The 17,735-nt window shown below is 69.7% G+C and carries 15 protein-coding genes; 9 read left to right on the top strand and 6 right to left on the bottom strand.

Annotated features, from left to right (window positions below):
• The first annotated feature begins 5 nt into the window (after nucleotides 1-5).
• Genes A4F85_RS02230 through A4F85_RS02205 form a run of 6 tightly spaced genes read left to right on the top strand, consistent with a single transcriptional unit; the run spans nucleotide 6 to nucleotide 9,695 of the window.
• Nucleotides 6-2,933: a DUF4132 domain-containing protein gene (locus A4F85_RS02230; RefSeq protein WP_063325524.1), complete on the top strand. Its 2,928-nt coding sequence runs from the start codon at nucleotides 6-8 to the stop codon at nucleotides 2,931-2,933.
• On the top strand, nucleotides 2,933-4,057 hold the full coding sequence (locus A4F85_RS02225) for an ATP-binding protein (protein ID WP_063325523.1): 1,125 nt from the start codon (nucleotides 2,933-2,935) through the stop codon (nucleotides 4,055-4,057). The genes A4F85_RS02230 and A4F85_RS02225 overlap by 1 nt, the downstream gene beginning before the upstream one ends.
• Nucleotides 4,047-6,461 (top strand): DUF5682 family protein, encoded by a 2,415-nt coding sequence (locus tag A4F85_RS02220; protein ID WP_063325934.1) that lies wholly within the window; start codon nucleotides 4,047-4,049, stop codon nucleotides 6,459-6,461. The genes A4F85_RS02225 and A4F85_RS02220 overlap by 11 nt, the downstream gene beginning before the upstream one ends.
• Nucleotides 6,462-6,508: 47 nt before the next feature.
• A complete protein-coding gene (locus tag A4F85_RS02215; protein WP_063325522.1) occupies nucleotides 6,509-7,699 on the top strand; it encodes a VWA domain-containing protein in 1,191 nt (396 codons plus the stop codon).
• Nucleotides 7,696-9,384: an SWIM zinc finger family protein gene (locus A4F85_RS02210; protein ID WP_063325521.1), complete on the top strand. Its 1,689-nt coding sequence runs from the start codon at nucleotides 7,696-7,698 to the stop codon at nucleotides 9,382-9,384. Before A4F85_RS02215 ends, A4F85_RS02210 begins: the two co-directional genes overlap by 4 nt.
• Nucleotides 9,381-9,695, top strand: coding sequence for a hypothetical protein (locus A4F85_RS02205; protein WP_063325520.1), 315 nt, complete (start codon nucleotides 9,381-9,383; stop codon nucleotides 9,693-9,695). The genes A4F85_RS02210 and A4F85_RS02205 overlap by 4 nt, the downstream gene beginning before the upstream one ends.
• Here A4F85_RS02205 and A4F85_RS02200 read toward each other — a convergent pair.
• Both A4F85_RS02200 and A4F85_RS02195 read right to left on the bottom strand, forming a co-directional pair.
• Nucleotides 9,680-10,507 (bottom strand): isocitrate lyase/PEP mutase family protein, encoded by an 828-nt coding sequence (locus A4F85_RS02200; protein ID WP_063325519.1) that lies wholly within the window; start codon nucleotides 10,505-10,507, stop codon nucleotides 9,680-9,682. The genes A4F85_RS02205 and A4F85_RS02200 overlap by 16 nt on opposite strands.
• Nucleotides 10,508-10,527: 20 nt before the next feature.
• Nucleotides 10,528-11,709 carry a hypothetical protein gene (locus A4F85_RS02195; RefSeq protein ID WP_082848093.1) on the bottom strand — a complete coding sequence of 394 codons (1,182 nt, stop codon included), beginning with the start codon at nucleotides 11,707-11,709 and terminating at the stop codon, nucleotides 10,528-10,530.
• 100 nt (nucleotides 11,710-11,809) lie between these two features.
• On the opposite strand from A4F85_RS02195, the gene A4F85_RS02190 reads away from it, so the two are divergent.
• Both A4F85_RS02190 and A4F85_RS02185 read left to right on the top strand, forming a co-directional pair.
• Entirely contained in the window at nucleotides 11,810-12,136 is a 327-nt protein-coding gene (locus A4F85_RS02190; protein WP_225971107.1) for a hypothetical protein, read from the top strand.
• 38 nt (nucleotides 12,137-12,174) lie between these two features.
• Nucleotides 12,175-13,155 carry a hypothetical protein gene (locus A4F85_RS02185; protein ID WP_063325518.1) on the top strand — a complete coding sequence of 327 codons (981 nt, stop codon included), beginning with the start codon at nucleotides 12,175-12,177 and terminating at the stop codon, nucleotides 13,153-13,155.
• Between the two features lie 91 nt (nucleotides 13,156-13,246).
• Here A4F85_RS02185 and A4F85_RS02180 read toward each other — a convergent pair whose 3' ends face one another.
• Both A4F85_RS02180 and A4F85_RS02175 read right to left on the bottom strand, forming a co-directional pair.
• A complete protein-coding gene (locus tag A4F85_RS02180; protein ID WP_156516916.1) occupies nucleotides 13,247-14,005 on the bottom strand; it encodes a hypothetical protein in 759 nt (252 codons plus the stop codon).
• A 23-nt stretch (nucleotides 14,006-14,028) separates the two neighbouring features.
• Nucleotides 14,029-14,502 (bottom strand): hypothetical protein, encoded by a 474-nt coding sequence (locus tag A4F85_RS02175; RefSeq protein ID WP_063325516.1) that lies wholly within the window; start codon nucleotides 14,500-14,502, stop codon nucleotides 14,029-14,031.
• Nucleotides 14,503-14,683: 181 nt separating this feature from the next.
• Here A4F85_RS02175 and A4F85_RS02170 point away from each other — a divergent pair, with 181 nt between their 5' ends.
• Nucleotides 14,684-15,013, top strand: coding sequence for a hypothetical protein (locus A4F85_RS02170; RefSeq protein WP_063325515.1), 330 nt, complete (start codon nucleotides 14,684-14,686; stop codon nucleotides 15,011-15,013).
• Between the two features lie 121 nt (nucleotides 15,014-15,134).
• Here A4F85_RS02170 and A4F85_RS02165 read toward each other — a convergent pair whose 3' ends face one another.
• Both A4F85_RS02165 and A4F85_RS02160 read right to left on the bottom strand, forming a co-directional pair.
• Nucleotides 15,135-16,358, bottom strand: coding sequence for a DUF1501 domain-containing protein (locus tag A4F85_RS02165; protein WP_063325932.1), 1,224 nt, complete (start codon nucleotides 16,356-16,358; stop codon nucleotides 15,135-15,137).
• Nucleotides 16,359-16,363: 5 nt separating this feature from the next.
• A complete protein-coding gene (locus A4F85_RS02160; protein WP_063325514.1) occupies nucleotides 16,364-17,734 on the bottom strand; it encodes a DUF1800 domain-containing protein in 1,371 nt (456 codons plus the stop codon).
• Between the last annotated feature and the right edge of the window lies 1 nt (nucleotide 17,735).

Below are 17,735 nucleotides of genomic sequence, written 5' to 3'. Positions count from 1 at the left end.
AATCCATGACCTCTTCGACCCTAGAACACACCGACCAGGCCACGTTGGAGGAACTGAGCGCCTCGCTGCCACCCGCCGAACTGGTCCAGGTGCTGGCCAGCCGCATGCGCGCGGGCCGGCATGACGAAGTGGGCGCCTTCACGCGCAAGGCCTTCGACGACTATTCCAACCCCATCCGCGCCCTGGGCAACTTCGATCTGCCCTGGACCCATGACCATGACCTGTGGCTGGCCTTCGCGCGGCAGACCATCCCCTTCGGGCGCAGGATTGACGGCAGCCTGGACGGCGACATTCCACGCCACAGCCCCGAGCTTGCGGCCGAGTTCGAGCAGATGGCGCGCGCCAGCCTGGCCCGTCCACCTGCGCCGGACGGCGACAACGACTACCGTGAAATCCGCATCCTGGACATGTTCGGCTGGCTCTGGTACCCGGGCATCAGCCGCGAACGGGTGATGCAGCTGCTGGACTGGGCCGCAGAGCTGAACGTCCAGTCCGGCGCCAGGTATGACAGAACCGACTGGAAGCTGCTGCTGGGCAGCCTGGACGACCAGGACCTGATGGAGCTGGCAGAGCGCGGCGGCGCGCTCTATGCCGACATCCGCGATGTCTACATGACGCGGCACAGCGACGTTCCGCACCCGCAGCGCTGCGCGCCCTGGTACGACTTCTACCGCCGCCATCCCGACTGGTTCGACGACAAGCCCATCAACGAAGACCCGGGCCTGATCGCGCTGCGCTGGGACCTGGGCGCCGATGCCCAGCGGCGGCTGGAACTGGTCAACCTGCTGCTGGGCAGGGCGGACCGCGAGCCGGCTGATTACTTCATCCCCATATTCGACCGCCTGGTGCGGGAGGATGCCGCGCCCTTCGTCGCCTGGATCGAAGGATGGCAGCCCAAGTACCACTTCGATGCGGTGGTCGCCCGCCAGATCTGGAAGGCACGCTACCCGGAGCTTTTGCCCCATCTGCTGCGCTGCATATTGCAGGTGTCGCGCATTGAGCCCTTCATCGGCCTGCTCAACCAGATGCTGGCCGAGCAGCCCGACTACCTGCGCGAGATTCCCACCGTGCGCCTGGCCCCGCTGCTGGCGCAGCTGGACCCGTCCATGCTGCATGCCCGGCTGCCCCTGCTGGGCGAACTGCTGGCGGCCAGCAGCTCGCGGGCGCTGCGCGAAGCGGTGGCGCGCTTCATGCAAGGGCTGGATGCGCAGGCCGTAGGCGCTGCCTTCGAGTCCAACGCCTGGCTGCAGCGGCGCGAGAAAGCGATGCAGCTGGCCTGCCGCGACATCCTGCTGGCCCATCCCGATCCCGGGGTCGCACCGCTGCTGCAGGCGCTGCTGCGCACGGGCCTGGACCTGGGCTCCGAAAGCATGGTCGAGGGCCGGCTGCTGGCCCTGGGCGTCCCAGTGCCGGGCGCTCTGACCGTGGTGCAGGGTGAGGAGGGCCGTGTCCTACTCGATGCGCTGGAGGCCCGCGTGGCGCGCTTCAAGCGCTTTTCCAGCAGCATCAAGGCCTACGACCAGCCCGAGACCCTGGCGCTGTTCGCGCCGCTGTCCGGGCATGCGGCCCGCACCGTGCTGCACCTGGTGGCCACGGCCGAGGAAGAGCTGCCGCCGCTGGTGGAGCAGTTGCTGGCCCATGTGCCGGCCGAAAGCCGCGCCCAGCTGTCCCTGCACCTGGTCAATGCCTGGGTGGCCCTGGAGGGCGAGCCCAAGGCGCGATGGGCGCTGCGCCTGGCCAACGGCCATGTCGACGACCGCTTGGTGCAGACCCTGGTGGCCGCCGTGAAGGCCTGGGGCTGGAGCAAGAAGCTGCGCGCCATCATCGCCGTGGAGCAGCTCGGTGCGCTGGACACGCTGTATGCGCTGTCCCAGGTCCAGACCCTGTCCAGCTCGCGCAAGCTCAAGGACCTGGTGATTGAAGCCACGCATGACGCGCTCAAGGCGGCCGCCCAGCGCCGCGGCCTGAGCCTGATCGAGCTGTATGACGAGCTGACGCCCGATTTCGGCCTGGGCGGCGAAGGCCTGGTGCTGGAGGTGGGCCCGCAGCGCTACCGCCTGCAGCTGCAGGGCGACCTGAGCCTGCGCGTGGTGGGCGACAAGGGCAAGGCCTCCAAGACCCTGCCTGCGCTCAAGGACGAATCGCTGCGCCTGCAGTGGAATGCGGCCCAGGCCGAATTCAAGACCGTTGCCGCTGGCGTCAAGGCCATCGCCAAGCAGCAGGTGCCGCGCCTGGGTACCGCCTTCATGACGGGACAGCGCTGGTCCGTCCCGCGCTGGCGCAGATTGTTCCTGCTGCATCCCCTGCTGCGCATCGTGGGCCGCAGCCTGATCTGGCGGCTGGAGCAGGGCGCCAGCTTTCGCATTGCCGAGGACTTTTCCCTGCTCGACGCCACCGACGATGCCGTGGAGCTGCCCGACGACGCACAGGTGCTGCTCTGGCATCCGGTCGATGCCGCAGCGGGCGAGGTTGAGGCCTGGCGCACCTGCCTGGCCGACTACGAGCTGCAGCCGCTGATCGACCAGCTGAACGCAGGCGCACAACTGCCCGAAGCCGGGCAGTGGAAGAACCATGCCCTGCACCCTGCCGGCCCGCTGCAGATACGCCAGGGCGCGCTGTCCGGCCTGCTGGCCAAGTGGAACTACCGCCCCGGCCCCGTGGGGGACGGCCCCGGCATCTACGAGCACAAGCTGGACCTGGCAGGCCCGCAGCTGTACATCGAACTCCACCACGGGCGCTACCTGCCGTTCATGGACCTGGACAACCGCGTGGACATCACCCATGCCGTGGTCTATGACAGCAGCCATCGCGGCGAGGATGGCCGCTGGCCCCGGCTGCAGCCGCAGCAGTGGCCGCGCGCACTGCAGGCCACGCTGATGGCGCAGTTCGCGGCCATCGCCGCCAAATCGGCCAGCACCAAAGAGAGCGACTGATGGCCACCAAACGCATTGCAGCGGCCACCCCGGAGCCTGCCGCCCAGCGGCTGCCGGCCGAGATGGCCCACGCCCAGGAACTTGCGGCCCTGCAGGCCGCCGACCAGGGCCCGCGCCCCGACGGCTGGCGCCTGAGCCCGCGCTCCGTGCGGCGCTTCATCCTGGGCGGTGCGGAACATGACGGCGGCGGGCCGGCCATCGCGCGCAAGATCCACGGCAACGATGCCCTGGTCGAGCGCGCCATCGTCACCCTGGCCGGCCAGCGCGGACTGATGCTGGTGGGCGAGCCGGGCACGGCCAAGTCCCTGCTGTCCGAGCTGCTGGCCGCCGCCATCAGCGGCGACAGCAAGCTCACCGTGCAGGGCGGTGCCGGCGTGGTGGAGGAGCAGATCCGCTACGGCTGGAACTACGCCCTGCTGCTGCGTGACGGCCCTGGCCCCGAAGCCCTGGTGCCCGGCCCGCTGCACCGCGCCATGGGGGAAGGGCGGCTGCTGCGTTTCGAGGAAATCACGCGCTGCTCCACCGAGGTGCAGGACTGCATGGTGCCCGTGCTCTCCGAGCGGCTGCTGCAGATTCCCGAACTCAAGCACGAGCAGCCCTGGCTGCTGGCAAGGCCGGGCTTCAATGTGATTGCCACGGCCAACCTGCGCGATCGCGGCGTCAACGAGATGTCGGCCGCGCTCAAGCGCCGCTTCAACTTCGAGACCATGCGCCCGCTCGAAGGCGTGGCCGCGCAGGCCGCGCTGATAGGGCAGGAGGTGGACCGCGCACTGGCGCAGCAGCGCATCGGCACCACCGTCGCGCCCGATGTGCTGGCCCTGCTGGCCACGGCCTTCCAGGAGCTGCGCAGCGGCAGCGTGGAGGGCACGGCCGTGGAGCGGCCGGGCACCGTGCTGTCCACGGCCGAGGCCATCGACGTGGCCTTCAACGCCGCCTGCCAGTGCTGGTACTTCGGGCAGGAGCAGGTGGGACCCGCCCACCTGGCGCGCCACCTGCTGGGCACGGTGATCAAGGACGACGACGAGGACCGGCGCCGTTTCGCCGAATACCTGCGCGTGGTGGCACGCCAGCGCGCAGGGCAGCCGCAGTGGCAGGACTTTGTCGCAGGCGGCCGTGAGCACTGACGCTGCCGCGTGGCTGGCGCCGCTGCCGCAGCTGCGCCTGGTGCCCGTGCGCCACCACAGCCCGCGCTGCGCCCACCACCTGCGCGCGCTGATGCGCGAGTTCAAGCCCACCCACGTGCTGATCGAAGGCCCGGGCGAGCTCGATGCCCTGCTGCCCGCGCTGCAACACGCCCAGGCGCGTCCCCCGCTGGCCGCCTACCTGCATGCGGCCATGGCCGGGCCCGGCGCGGCCGAGCAAGACTGGCGCTGCCGTTGCTACGTGCCCTTTGCCGCCTTCTCGCCCGAATGGGTGGCCCTGCGCGAGGCGGCGCGGCTGCGCAGCGCCGTGCGCTTCATCGACCTGCCCTATGCCGACAGGCTGGCGCAGGCCGCGCAGCTGGACTACTTCGCCTGTGCGCCCGAACCCCTGCTGGCCGACGAGCCCGCGCGGCGCGCGCCCGATGTGCTGGCCGGCCTCATCCAGGCCAGCGGCTGCCGCGACTTCGACGAATGGTGGGACCGGCATTACGAATCAGGCAACGAGGACGCCTCGCCCCAGGCGTACTTTGCCGGCGTGCTGGCCTTCAGCCAGCTGCTGCGCGAGCGCGAGCAGGGCGCGGGTGGCAGCGGCATGGATGCCGAGGACGTGGCGCGCGAGGCCCACATGGCCGCCCAGGTCAGCGCGGCCCTGGCCGAAGGCGGGCGCTGCCTGGTGGTCTGCGGCGGCTTCCATGTGCCCGGCATCGTTGCCGGCCTCTCGGCCCCCGCCCGGCCTGCGGACGCCAGGCCCGCCATCGATGTGGGCATACACCTCATTGCATACACGCTGCAGCGGCTGGAGCGCGCCAGCGGATACGCGGCCGGCATGCCCATGCCCGGCTATTACCAGGGCGTTTGGCAGGCGCTGGAGCAGGGCGCTTCGCAACCCGATGCCCAGGCCTGGCCCGAGATGGCGGCACGCACCGTGAACAGCCTGCGTGCCCGGGGCATGCCCGCCAGCCTGCCCGATGCGGCAGAGGCCGTGCGCCTGGCCCATGGCCTGGCCGCCTTGCGCGCCTGCCGCGGCGGCCGGGCCGAGCTGCTGGAAGCGCTGGACAGCGCAGTGTTCAAGGAGCATGCCCAAGCCCTGCGACCGCAGCCTATGGTGCAGCAGACCGGGCAGCAGACCGGCCAGCAGACTGGTCAATGGCTGCTGGACGCCGACGACTACGGCCAGCTGCCACCCAACGCGCCGGCCGCCCCGCTGCTGGTCGATGTGCAGGCCTTCTGCCTGCGCCACCGCCTGCCCGTGCGGCCTGCCGCACCCGTGCGTAAGGAGCTGGACATCTACCGCAGCGCGCGTCACCGCCGGCTGTCGCAGGGGCTGCACCGCCTGTGCTACCTGGGCGTGCCCTATGCGCAGCGCCTGGCCGGGCCGGACTTCGTGGCGGGCACGGGCCTGGCGCGTGTGCGCGAGGTCTGGACGCTGGGCTGGCAGGTCGAGACCACGGTGGCCCTGACCGAGGCCATGTGCCACGGCTCCAGCCTGGAGGAAGCCGCGGTGCACCTGGTACGCGAGCGCCTGGCGCAGACGGCCCACACGGAGCCCGCGCAGCGCGTGCTGGAGGTGCTGGTCATGGGCCTGGACGGCATTGCCCAGCAGGTGCTGGACACCGTGCAGGCCTGGATGGAGCGCAGCCACGACGCGCTGGCCCTGGCCCGCGCCACGGGCTGCCTGGCCCTGGCCTACGAGGCCCGCCATGCGCTGGGCGGCGTGGGCCTGGCGCGCCTGCTGCCGCTGCTGCGGCGCTGCTTTGCCCAGGCCTGCCTGCGCCTGCCCTGGCTGGGCGAGGGCGATGCATCCCAGCAGGCACAGTCCCTGGATGCCCTGGCCGATCTGCACGGCATGGTCTGCCGCCACGCGCCCTGGGCCGACGCCGGCCTGTTCCACGATGCCTGTGCCGCCCTGCATGAGGCAGGCGCCGACAGCACGCCCGCGCGCGTGCGCGGCGCCACGGCCGGCATTCTGAGCATGGCCGGCCGCTGGCAGATCGCGCAGACCGATGCCGCACTGCGCGCCATGCTGGGCCTGGCGCAGGTCGATGGCGCAGCCATGGGCGAATACCTGCAGGGCTTTTTGCGCGTGGCCAAGGGCTGGCTGCTCAGCCATCCGCCGCTGCTGCGCCTGCTCAGTGACGGCATTGCGCACTGGCCGGAAGACGCCTTCCTGGCCGGCCTGCCCGCCTTGCGGCTGGCCTTTGCCCAGCTGACCCGTGCCGAACTGCGGCAGCTGGCCGGGCGGCTGGCGGGTCTGTCGGGCGCGGCCACGCCACCCGGCGCAACCACGCTGGGCCCGGTGCACCTGCCATCGGACGAGGCCCTGGCGCACAGCCGCGCCCTGGCGGCCCAGGTGGGCCGGCTGCTGCAACCCTGGGGACTGTCATGAGCCGGGAAGATCCGCCAATGCACGAATCGCCAATGCACGAGCCGCCAATGCAGGAACAGGCAATCGATGCCGCCACCCTGCGGCGCTGGCGCCTCATCCTCGGGCCCGAGGCGGCCCAGCCCCTGGCTGCCGCGCAGCCGCTCGATGACGCCGATGCGCGCCGCGACGCGGCACTGGACTATCTCTACCAGCGCGAGCACCGCCTGCGCGAGCAGCCCGACGGTGCAGGCACCGACGCCTGGCAGGGCGGGGGCGGGCAGTCCGCGCGCCAGGGCGGCAGCGGCGTGCCCGAGCCCCAGGCCGTGCACTGGCTGGGCGAGGTGCGCGATCTGTTCCCGCGCAGCGCCGTGGAAACGCTGCAGCGCGATGCGCTGTCGCGCTATGGGCTCCATGGCCTGCTCAGTGATCCCCAGGTCCTGGCCGAGGCCACGCCCAGCATCGAACTGGTGGCCGCCTTGATGGCGGTGCGCACCAGCTTGCCCCCCGAGGTGCTGGCCGAGGCCCGCCGGCTGGTGGCGCGCGTGGTGGCCGATCTGCAGGCGCGGCTGTCCTCGCGCGTGCACTCGGCCCTGGGGCGGCGCAGGCGCCGCAGTAGCCGGGGCCAGGGGCAGATGAGCGATCTGGACTGGCCGCGCACCCTGCGCCACAACCTGCGCCACTACCAGAGCGAGGAGCAGGTGCTGGTGCTGGAGCGCCTGTTCTTCAGGGAGAACGAAGCACAGCGCCTGACCTGGGACCTGTGGCTGGTGGTGGACCAGAGCGGGTCCATGCATGAATCCGTCATCCACAGCGCCGTCATGGGCAGCATCTTTGCGCGCGTGCGCGCCCTGCGCACCCATGTGCTGCTGTTCTCCGATGCGGTGGCCGATGTCACCGGCCAGCTGCATGCGCCCGAAGAGCTGCTGCTGGGCGCGCAACTGGGCGGGGGCACCAACATCGGCGCGGCACTGGCGCATGTGGCCGGGCAGCTTGCCGCGCCGCGCCGCAGCGTGATCGTGCTGATCACCGACCTGTACGAAGGCCATGACGAGGCCCGTGTCATCGCCGAGACAGAGCGGCTGGTTGCCAGTGGTGCCCGCGTGCTGGTGCTGGCTGCGCTGGACCGCCGCGCCCACCCCGACTATGACCGCGACCTGGCCGCGCAACTGGTGGCGCGCGGCGCCCAGGTTGCCGCCATGACGCCCGACCATCTGGTGGATTGGCTGGCCCGGGCCATGCAGGGAAGTCGGCCCTCATGATGCAGGAATGGCTGCGCACCCTGGACGATGACGCCATTGCCGACTGGGCCAACAAGGGCCTGCTCAAGCGCGGGGCCAAGGCCCTGGCCGCGGTGGATGCAGGGCAGTGGGAACTGGCGGCCAACCAGGCACGCGCCGGCATCGAAGGCCATGTCCAGACCCTGGCCGGCGCGGGCTTTGCCACGCTGCAATGCAGCTGCCCCGCCTTTGGCCCCTGCCACCATCTGTGCGCCTTGCTGCTGGGCCTGCGGGCGCGGCTGGCCCACGAGACCCCGGCCGATGGCATGGCCCAGGCGCCCGCTGCTCCGTGGCTCGACGGCGATGCCGGCGCCGTGGCCCAGGCCTTTGGAATGGCCGCCCAACGAAAGGCCCTGCGCTGGATGGCCCAGGGCTTCGAGGCAGTGCTGGAAGAGGCCCCGGCCACCCTGATCGGCGAACTGTCCAACCCCGACGAAGTCACCGTGCGCCTGCCGCGTGCCGGTGGCCTGGCGGCGGCCAGTTGCAGCTGCAAGGCAGCGGCCTGCGCCCACCGCGCCCTGGTGGCATTGCAGGCCAGGCGCCTGGCGGGCGCACCCATGCCGGAGCTGCCGGCGCATGCGCTGGAAGCCGGCGCACTGCAGCGGCTGGCCCAGGCGCGCCAATGGCTGACCGGCTGGGTGCTGCAGGGCCGTGCAGGCATGAGCCCTGCCTTCCTCGACCAGGGTGAAGCGCTGGCCACCGAACTGCGCCAGGCCGACCTGCCGCGCCCTGCCAGCGTGCTCAACCTGCTGGTACGCGCCTTGCGTGACGAGCGCGCAGGGCGTGCCGGTGCAGCCGAACGCGTGGCGCCCTTGCTGGCCGCGCTGTGGATGCTGCTGCGCGGCCTGGCGCAACAGCCCATGCCACGGCCCCTGAGCGAACTGGCGGGCGTGCACAGGCGCAGCTACCGGCGCGTGCAAGGCCTTTGCCTGCACGCCGTGGCAGCCGAGCTATGGCATGCGCGCGGCGGGCAGCGCGGGTTTTCCGTGCATTTGCAGGACGCGGCCAGCGGTCGGTATCTGACCTGGTCCGCATCGCGCGCCGAAGGCTTCGACCCGGAGTGGGAACCGGCCGGGGCGCTGGACTCGGAAACCCTGGGCGGCCTCACCGCAAGGCAGCTGCTGCAAGGCCCCCATGTGCTGCTGGACGGCTGGGCCAGCGACGATGGCCGCCTGTCGGCGCGCGACGCCACGCGGCTGGCACCGGCCCGGGCGACCGGCCAGCTGCCGACCCAGGCAACCAGCCCGCTGCCGGTGGACGACGATCCCCAGGCCCTGCTGCAGCGCCATCTGCAGGAGCTGCATGCCGACCCCTGGCGCCAGCAGCCGCCCCTTTGGGCACGGCTGCAGGTGGCCGGCAGCGGCCTGGCGCAGCGTGACGAGCTGCTGCAGCGCTGGACGATTGCATTGCAGTCGCCGGTGCCAGGGCCTTCCCTGTCCCTGGTGGGCGATCTGCACGGCATGCAGGGCAGGGCGGGTGAGGCATTGCGCAGGGAACTGGCGCGCGGCCGGGTGCTGCAGGAAGTCTTTGGTCGCGTGGAGATCGCGGCAGGGCAGCTGCAGATTGCCGTGGCTTCCGTGCGCTGGCAGGACAGCGCGGACTGGCACCATCCCAGCACGGCCTGGCCGGCGCCGCTTGCCGAAGTCAGTGTGGAGAAGGCTCCATGAGCAATTCAAGCAAAGCAAGCAACGAGAGCACCACCGCACCGCTGCGCCATTGGCTGGCACAAGGCCAGGCCTGGCTGGCCGACATGCAGGCCGCAGGCCTGGCGGGGGCAGGCATGCCGCTGCTGGCCGCCGGCCGCGCCTGGGCCGAAGAGGGCGCGCTGCTGGGCTGGGGCGCCCTGGCAAGGCAGATGGACGGCGTGCTGGACCCGCAGCTGCCGCCGGCGGAGCGCGCGGCCGCGCTGCTCGATATCGCGGTCTGGGTCACGACCGCGCAGCGGCTGCAGGCCGGTGCGGATCAGTCCTTGCCCTGAAAAAAGCCATTGAGTTCGGCGCCCGGCGTGGCCTGGGCGAACGCGTCGAAGCGCCCCGTCTCGGCAATGGAGCGCGCCGCATGCAGAAAGCCGCCCCAGGCTGCGCGCGCCAGTGCGCCGCCCACGCTGATGCGGCGCACGCCCATGGCCTCGGCATCCTGCAGGCTCCATTCGCTGGCCCCTCCGATCAGCAGATTCACCGGCTTGGGCGCCACGGCCGCCACCACGGCACGGATCTGCTCGGCGCTGCGGATGCCGGGTGCGTACAGGCAGTCCGCGCCGGCCTCGGCATAGGCCTTGAGCCGGGCAATGGTGTCGTCCAGATCGGGCCGGCCCACGAAGAAATTCTCCGCACGCCCGACCAGCAAGGTGCCGCCACCGGCCTCGTCGATGGCGGCACGGGCGGCGCGCAGCCGGGCCACGGCTTCCTCGATGCTGCGCAAGGGGTTGGCTGCATCGCCCGACGAGTCTTCGATGGACAGGCCCGCCACGCCGGTGTCCACGGCCATGCGCACGCTTTCGGCGACCTCCTGCGGACCCAGGCCGAAGCCGCTTTCAAAGTCCGCATTCACGGGCAGATCGGTGGCCGCGACCAGGCTGCGCAGATGCTCCAGCGTCATCTCGCGGGAGATGGCGCCATCGGGCTGGCCCAGCGACCAGGCATGGCCCGAGCTGGTGCTGGCCAGCGCCTTGAAGCCCAGGCCCTGCAGCATGCGGGCGCTGCCCGCATCCCAGGGGTTGGGCAGCACAAAGCAGCCCTGGCGGTGCAGGGCGTGGAAGGTGGCGCGCTTTTGTTCGGTGGTGAGGGTCATGGGGGCACTCCGTTGCAGGGTCAGGGCGCTGGTGGAAACAGCAGGGGCCGGGCCGCCAGGGATGGCAGCACGCAAGCCACATCATGGGCGCAGTCCGGCACCACGACGAAGCGGCGTGGCCGCTGCGGCGCCAGCAGCTCGCGCTCGTAGGCCGCGAAGGCGTGGCCTCGCTGCAGCCGGAACGGGCCTTGCAGCATGGCGGCGCAGGACTTGTCGAGGATGGGATAGAACGCCCCCTTGTCCGCGCTGCTGTCCAGGGCGCCTTCCAGGTAGTCGATCTGCGCGGCCGCATAGCGGGCCCGTGCGGCAGCCGCATCGCGCCCCAGGTGGCCGGGCAGGTCCTGCAGGCCGTACTTCCAGCGGTCATGGCCCGGGCAGGCGCTGGCGGCGGGCGGCACCTGGAAGACAAAGCTGCACGCCCCCGGAAACGCCGCGCCTGTGCCGCAGGCTGTCCAGTCGGTGCTCTGCCCGGCCATCTGCGGCTGTGGCCGCACGGGATCGAAATACAGCCAGGTACCCGGGTCGGCGATCACGTAGCGCAAGGTGACTGTGCCCGGCGCATCGGCAGCAAAGGCCACGCTGTGCTGCAGCATCTGCGCCCCTGCCGAAAACCCCGCCAGGGTCACGCTGCGCAGGCCGGGCCAGCGCTGCACGAGCTCGGCCACCAGCGCATCCAGCGCGGCGAAAGAACCTATCGGATGCGGCCCCAGCGAGGGCTCGCCGGCCAGCCAGCCCGCGCAGGTCCATGCCGCGTCTGCGCTCCCGGCTGCGGGCACGCCACGGCTGTGGCAATGCGCAGCCTGTTCCTCGGGCACCTGGTACAGCGGGGCGATGACCAGGGTGTCCTGCAGCCGCTGCGCGCCTTCGGCGGCCCGCAGGCCGGCCTCGAAGCTGCGGTTGGCATCGCGCGGATGCCCGTGCATCACCACCAGCGCGGACCGGGGCATGGCGCCGTTGCTGGCCCCCGGCGCCTGCGATGCGTAGTAGCGCATGCGCCCCGCGTCGCCCGGCAGGTTGAAGGATTGCAGGCAGGCGGTGTCGGCCCGGTGCCTGCAAACGGAAGCAGCGGCGGAAGCATCGGCGGATGCAGTGGCAGACGCAGCCGCGGTGACAGGTTCGGGAGCTGGCGCTTGCGCCAGCGCCTCGACCGAGATCGCCAGAAACAGCAAAAGCAGGGAGCGCAGAGGACGGATGGACGGCATGTGCGGGACGTCATTCGCAGGGGTGGGTCGGCCTGCTAGTATGCGGGCGGCCGCAAGCCATGGCCTGGCTTGTTTCTCAAGACCCACTCCCTTGTCGCATATGCCACTTCTGCCGCGTTTCAGCCTTGTCCTCGCCTGTCTCGCACTGCCGGCCTTCGTTCACGCCGCAGACTTCGACAAGAAAAACTGCACCTACAAAGGCATCCGTCTCTACGGCAAGGTCCAGATCGTGCACTCCTTTCCCGACATCAAGGTCCAGGCCACCAGCTCTTTCCCGGACCTCAAGGTCAAGGTGGTGGACTCCTTTGCAGACAGTTGCGGGGAGTGGAAGATCGTCACCTCCTTCCCCGACTTCAAGGTCCAGATGGTCAGTTCCTTCCCGGACCTGAAAGTCGACATGGGCAGCTCGTCGCCCGGCGTGCGATAGCCGCCTAGCACTGTCCAGCATTGCCCCATCGCAGCACCGTGACCTCCTCCACACCCGACGAATTCGAAGCCCTGCACGACCAGGCCTATGCCGACATGGAACGCGGCGCGCTGGCCGAGGCCGCCCAGGCCTTCGAGGCGCTGGCAGCCCACATGCCGGACAACCGCCACTACCACTACATGCTGGGCCTGGCGCGCAAGTACCAGCGCGATTGGCAGCCATCGCTGGAGCACAACCTGCGCGCCATTGCACTGGCCGGCGAAGACGATGAAGCCAGCCTCTGGAATGGCGCCATCGCGGCCACGGCGCTGTCCGACTGGACCACGGCGCGCAGGCTGTGGAAGGCCTGCGGCATCCAGGCGCCCGGCGAGCAGGGCCCCATCGAGGGTGACTACGGCGTGGCCGTGGTGCGCCTGCACCCCTGGCAGGGCGGCGAGACCGTGTTCATGCGCCGCATCGACCCCGTGCGCGCCCAGTTGCTCAACGTGCCGCTGCCCGAAAGCGGCCATCGTTTCGGCGACATCGTGCTGCACGACGGCGCCTCCACCGGTCAGCGGTTCAACGGCCAGCGCGAAGTGCCGGTCTTCAACGAGCTGCAGCGGCTGGAGCCCTCGGCATTCCAGACCTTCGTGGTCTTCATCACCTGCGCCAATGCGCAGGACTTGCAGGAATTGCTGGGTACCGAAGCCCCGGGCATCGGCTATGCCGAGGACTGGACGGCCAGCATCCGCCACTACTGCATGCGCTGCAGCTACGGCACGCCCCACCAGCATGTCGAAGAAGCTTCGCCACCCGAGGGCGAACCGTCCTGGCAGACCGATCGCAACCTGGGCATCGCCGCAGTGGACCGCGCCGCCGTCGATGCCTTGCTCAACGCATGGCAAGCCGGTGGCGCCGGGCGCCGTATCGACGCAGTGCAGACCCGCGAACTGCCCGTGCCCGGCGAGGAAGAAAGCTGGGCCTGGTGGGTAGGGCCCGAGGGGGATGATGCGGCAGATGATGGGGCGGATACGCAGTAGAACGCACCCGGCGATTCGAACTTCTGCTGACCCGGGCCAAAGTTGCTTTCAGAATCCGCAGTCGCGCAAGGATCTTTGGCCGCAGCCAAGGTCAGTGCCTGTTCAACTGCGGAAATAGCTGGTCGGCGAGCGCCCAGTTTACCGGCGGCGTTCCGCGACCTGCAGACAAAGGCCAGACAGGATCGGCCCGATGCGACATGCCTGAGAACGCATCCTCTTGCATCTTGATGCGTTGCAGGAAGCCGTGGAAATGAAATGCGCCCGTGTAACCGGGGATGGACGCGTTGGTGATGACACCCAACTCCGCCAGAATTCTCAGACACCACAGCCGGGATGCATTGTTGCTTCCTCTCAATATCTTGGCTTGCGAAATTTGCTTGAGCAGCTCGGTCGTTGACGTCGTGGGATCAATGGAGTCAATGGTCGTGAGCAGCAATCTGAGCACTTGTGTCTGTGCTGGCTGATATTCGAGGCGGATATTCGTCACATCTTCAAGATCGATCAGATGGCTGTGACTTGGCTCTGTGGCGCAGCGGCCGGCGTTGGCGAAATCGCTGATCTGATCGTTGCGGCCGATCTTGTCGGTATGCAGGATGCCGCAGACGGCGCAGGGTACCTCCGTTTCCTCTGCGTAGTAGCGGTTGTGAGCGGCATAGTCGAATCGCTCCCAGTCATGGGCAGGAAGCTGGGAGGCTGAGTAGTACGCCATGACGGGTGTCATTGCACGGCGGACACCCGTTGCAAGGCTAGCAATGAACAATTCGGTTACGCGGTCACGCAGGGTGTTTTGCGTGACCAGCTCGCGAAGCCTTTTGACGCTTGCGTCATGTCGGAAAATTTCTGCGTCCATGGTCTCCCTTCCTGTCACTGGCGCTATGCACGGACGGGCGCATGCAGCCTAACTTTGAAGCCTTCCGACACGCTGTAGCGAGGGATGCCCTGCCCCTCATACCGCCGCATCAGACCAAGAAAGCGGTGCTTGAGCTGCATGGCCGCGCTGAACTCTTCCCAGGCGATCAGCGCACAGGGTGAGTCGCCGTAGGTACTGCAGATGCGCACCTGGCGCTGGTCCGGCTCCATCTGCGCCCAGCCGTCCTCACGCAGGCTGACGGCGCGCACCTGAGGATTGCGCAGATCCAGAAGCTCGGCGAGATAGGGCAGGTCCAGGTCGTTGAGCCAGAAGTAATTGAAGAAGTGGTGCATCACGTCCAGTGCATCGGGCGAGCCCCGGGCTTCGAGATCCATGTGCATGCGTGCGATGCCATCGCAGACGCTCATGCCCCGCACACGCACTGCGCTCAACTGGATGTCTTCGGTGGTGTTCTCGCAAGAGAGGGTGTGCTGCATGCTGCCTGGTGAGGTGGGACGGATACGGTGCTTGCCAATGTAGCGTGCACGGCCCCGGATGGACGATGGACTTGCTTGATCCGCGACGGATTGGCCTTGGCCGTGCGTTGAAGTGATGTGGCAAGCCGACATCGGCTTTCTGCAAGCAACGTCCGTCCACATCCTTTCAAGGAGAAACACCATGTCCCTGCGCAAAGCCTTCATGCTCGTCATTGCCATTGCTTCGTTGGCCGGCCTCGGCAGCGCCGCATCCGCCGCCACCTGGGACCAGGCCCATCCGCGCCGTGCCGAGGTCAACGGCCGCCTGGCCAACCAGGACCGCCGCATCCACAACGAAGTGCGCAAGGGCGAGATCAGCCATGGTCAGGCGGCTGCGCTGCACCAGCAGGACCACAGGATCCGCCAGGAAGAACGCCTCATGGCCAGCCAGAACGGCGGTCATATCACGCGCAGCGAGCAGCATGTGCTGAACCAGCAGGAGAACCAGGTCAGCCGTGAGATCGGCCACTGAGCAGGCACTGAGCGGCCACTGCGCGGCCGCCGCTCAGATCTCGCCAGATCTTGCGCACATGACACAAGGGCCGGCCGCCTTGAGGCGCCGGCCCTTTTTCATGTTGGCGCGCGGCCCGCGTTCAGGTTCTCAGCAATGGCGGCAGCGACCGCGCCGGGGCACCGCCTGGCAGGGCATGGCCTTGAGGGAACAGGTCGCGCGCCAGCCGCTGCGGGTCGATGCCGAAGCACTCGCCGGCTGCCGAGGCAATCAGCGCATCGACGCTGGTGGTCGGTTTCAGGTCCCGGTTCTCCAATAGCTGGCCGGGCTGCAGGCCAGGCCAGTCGGCCAGCACGCGGCCGCCCTGAACCGCGCCGCCCATCAGCATGGCGACGGCGCCTGTTCCGTGGTCGGTGCCGCCGGTGCCGTTGGCCGCAGCCGTGCGGCCGAACTCGGTGGCCACCAGCACCACGGTCTGCGACCAGGCATCGCCGAGGCCGTCATGCAGCGCCGCAATCAGTGCATCGAGGTTCTTGAGCTGGGCTGCCAGCCGGTTGTTTTGTGCACTGTGCGTGTCCCAGCCGCCGGTTTCGATCATGGCGATGCGCGGCCCGTCCTGGCGGGCAAGAAAGCCGGCTGCCAGCTTGCCCAGGCTGGCGCCATCCAGGCGCGGCCGGTTGTTGCCACTGTCCATGGCCACGCCGCGCGTGTCCATGGCGGAAGTCCAGAGAGCATGCAGCTGCGCATCTCCCTCGTAGAGCCTGGCCACGCGCAGCAGCAGGTCGTCACTGGCCTGGGGCAGGGAGGAAGGCGCGTAGGAGGCCACTTGCGCCGGCCCGCGCAGCGCCATGGGCACGGTGGGCGCGAAGGCAATGGCCTCTTCCCGGTGCGGCAACTGGGCGACCAGGCGGTTGAGCCAGCCGTCCTTGACCTGGTAGGGCGCGCTGCCTCCGGTTTCCAGCACGTTCTGGCCGTCGAAATGCGAGCGGTCGCTGTAGGGCGATGCGACCGCGTGCACGAACAGCGCCTGGCCCTGGGCGTAGAGCCTGCCGGTCTCGGCCAATGAGGGATGCAGCGCGAACATGCCGTCCAGCCGCGTGGCCGCCACCGTGTCCACGGCGATGGCGCCGCGCAGCCGGGCGTAGCCGGGGTCGGCATAGGGAATCAGGGTCTCCAGCCCGTCGGCCGCGCCGCGCTGGATGATGAACACGAAGCGGCGCTCGGTGGCTGCACGCGCCAGCGCCAGGTGGGGCGCGGCCAGTGCCAGTCCGGTGCCTGCGGCCAGCAGGCCCAGGAAATGTCGGCGATTGCGCCTGGCCATCGTGCTGGTCGCGATGTTCGTGGCGGTCGTATGGATCGTGGTCATGGTGTTCACCTGCGCAGGAAGTCGGGCGAGACCAGCAGCAGCGCGAGTGCACCGCTGCCGCTTTCGGATCGGGCAATGGCCTCGGCCGTGCCCGCGCCCAGTGCATCGCCGGGCAGCAATCGGGGGGCCAGCGCGCGCGCATCGACGCTGTTGCCGGCCTGGGCTGCGAGCCGCTGCGCCAGCTCGACACGGCGCACCAGCGCATCGGGCGCAGCCCAACTGGCGGCGATGTCGTCGTAACCGGCCGGCGAGCCGGGGCGCCACACCGGCTGGCCGAGCTGGTTGAGCAGGCCGGCGGCCTGAGCACCCTTCAACTCGCGCCGGCCCAGTGCGCGCATGGAAGAGACGGCCCATTCCCAGGGTGTCTTGAACTTCGTGGCTGGCGCGGCCCAGGGTTCTGGCGAATCGATCAGCGCGCGGTAGACGGCTGGCAGGTCCCCGCCGCTGCGCTGGTAGGCGGCCACAAGGCGCTGCACCAGCGCGGGCGGCGGATCGTCGGCGACGAAGTGCCGTGCCAGCTTGGTCGCGACATGAAGCGCGGTAGCGGGGGAGGCCGCCAGGTCGCGCAGGATGGCCAGCGCCTGCTCCTGCCCGCCTGCGGCATAGCTGCGGCCCAGCAGGCGGCGCGGTCCGGGCTCGTGCAATGCCGGTCGGTACTGGAAGCCGGCGCTGGCGGCCGGGCTGCCTGCGTCATTGCCCAGGCTCCAGCCAGTGAGCGCGCGGGCGAACTCGGTCACGTCCTGCTGGGTGTAGCCGCTGCGCACGCCCAGGGTGTGCAGCTCCATGATTTCCCGCGCCAGGTTTTCGTTCAGGCCGCGTGTCTTGTCCGGGTTGCGCCGGGCGGCGCGCTGTGCAGCGGGGCTGGCGGGTCCCACCGACTGGGCCTGGTCCAGATAGACCAGCATGGCCGGGTGGCGCACGGCGGCAAGCAGCAGGTCCTCGAAGCGGCCCAGCACGTGCGGGCGTATGGCCTCGGCTTCGTAGGCGCCGGCCAGGTCGAGCACCACGGGCTTTTCCACCGAGACCGCGAAGTGGTTCGACCAGAAATGCACCAGGCGTTCCACAAACGGCGCGGGTGTGTCGATGGCGCTGGCCAGGCGCGCGTTCACTGCGTCCAGGTAGCCGTTGCGTGCGCCACGGCGCAACTGCTGGCGGGCGGCGGCGCGCTGGTCTTCAGGCAGGCTGCGCAGCTCGCGCTGCCGGGACTGGTAGTCGGACAGCAGCGCGTCCGTGTCCGCGTGACCGGCCCAGGCAGGGGGCTGTGGCTGGTAGCGCGCGAACTGGTCCAGCAGCCAGCGCTGCGGGTCGGCGGGCAGTGCGTCGTCAGGGCGGGCACCCAGGCCGAAGCGGTTCAGGGCGATGGCGGCAGAATTCATG

Source organism: Delftia sp. GW456-R20, assembly GCF_001622915.1.
In the GTDB taxonomy this organism is placed as follows: domain Bacteria; phylum Pseudomonadota; class Gammaproteobacteria; order Burkholderiales; family Burkholderiaceae_C; genus Comamonas; species Comamonas acidovorans.
This window is presented reverse-complemented; position numbering and strand designations above follow the sequence as displayed.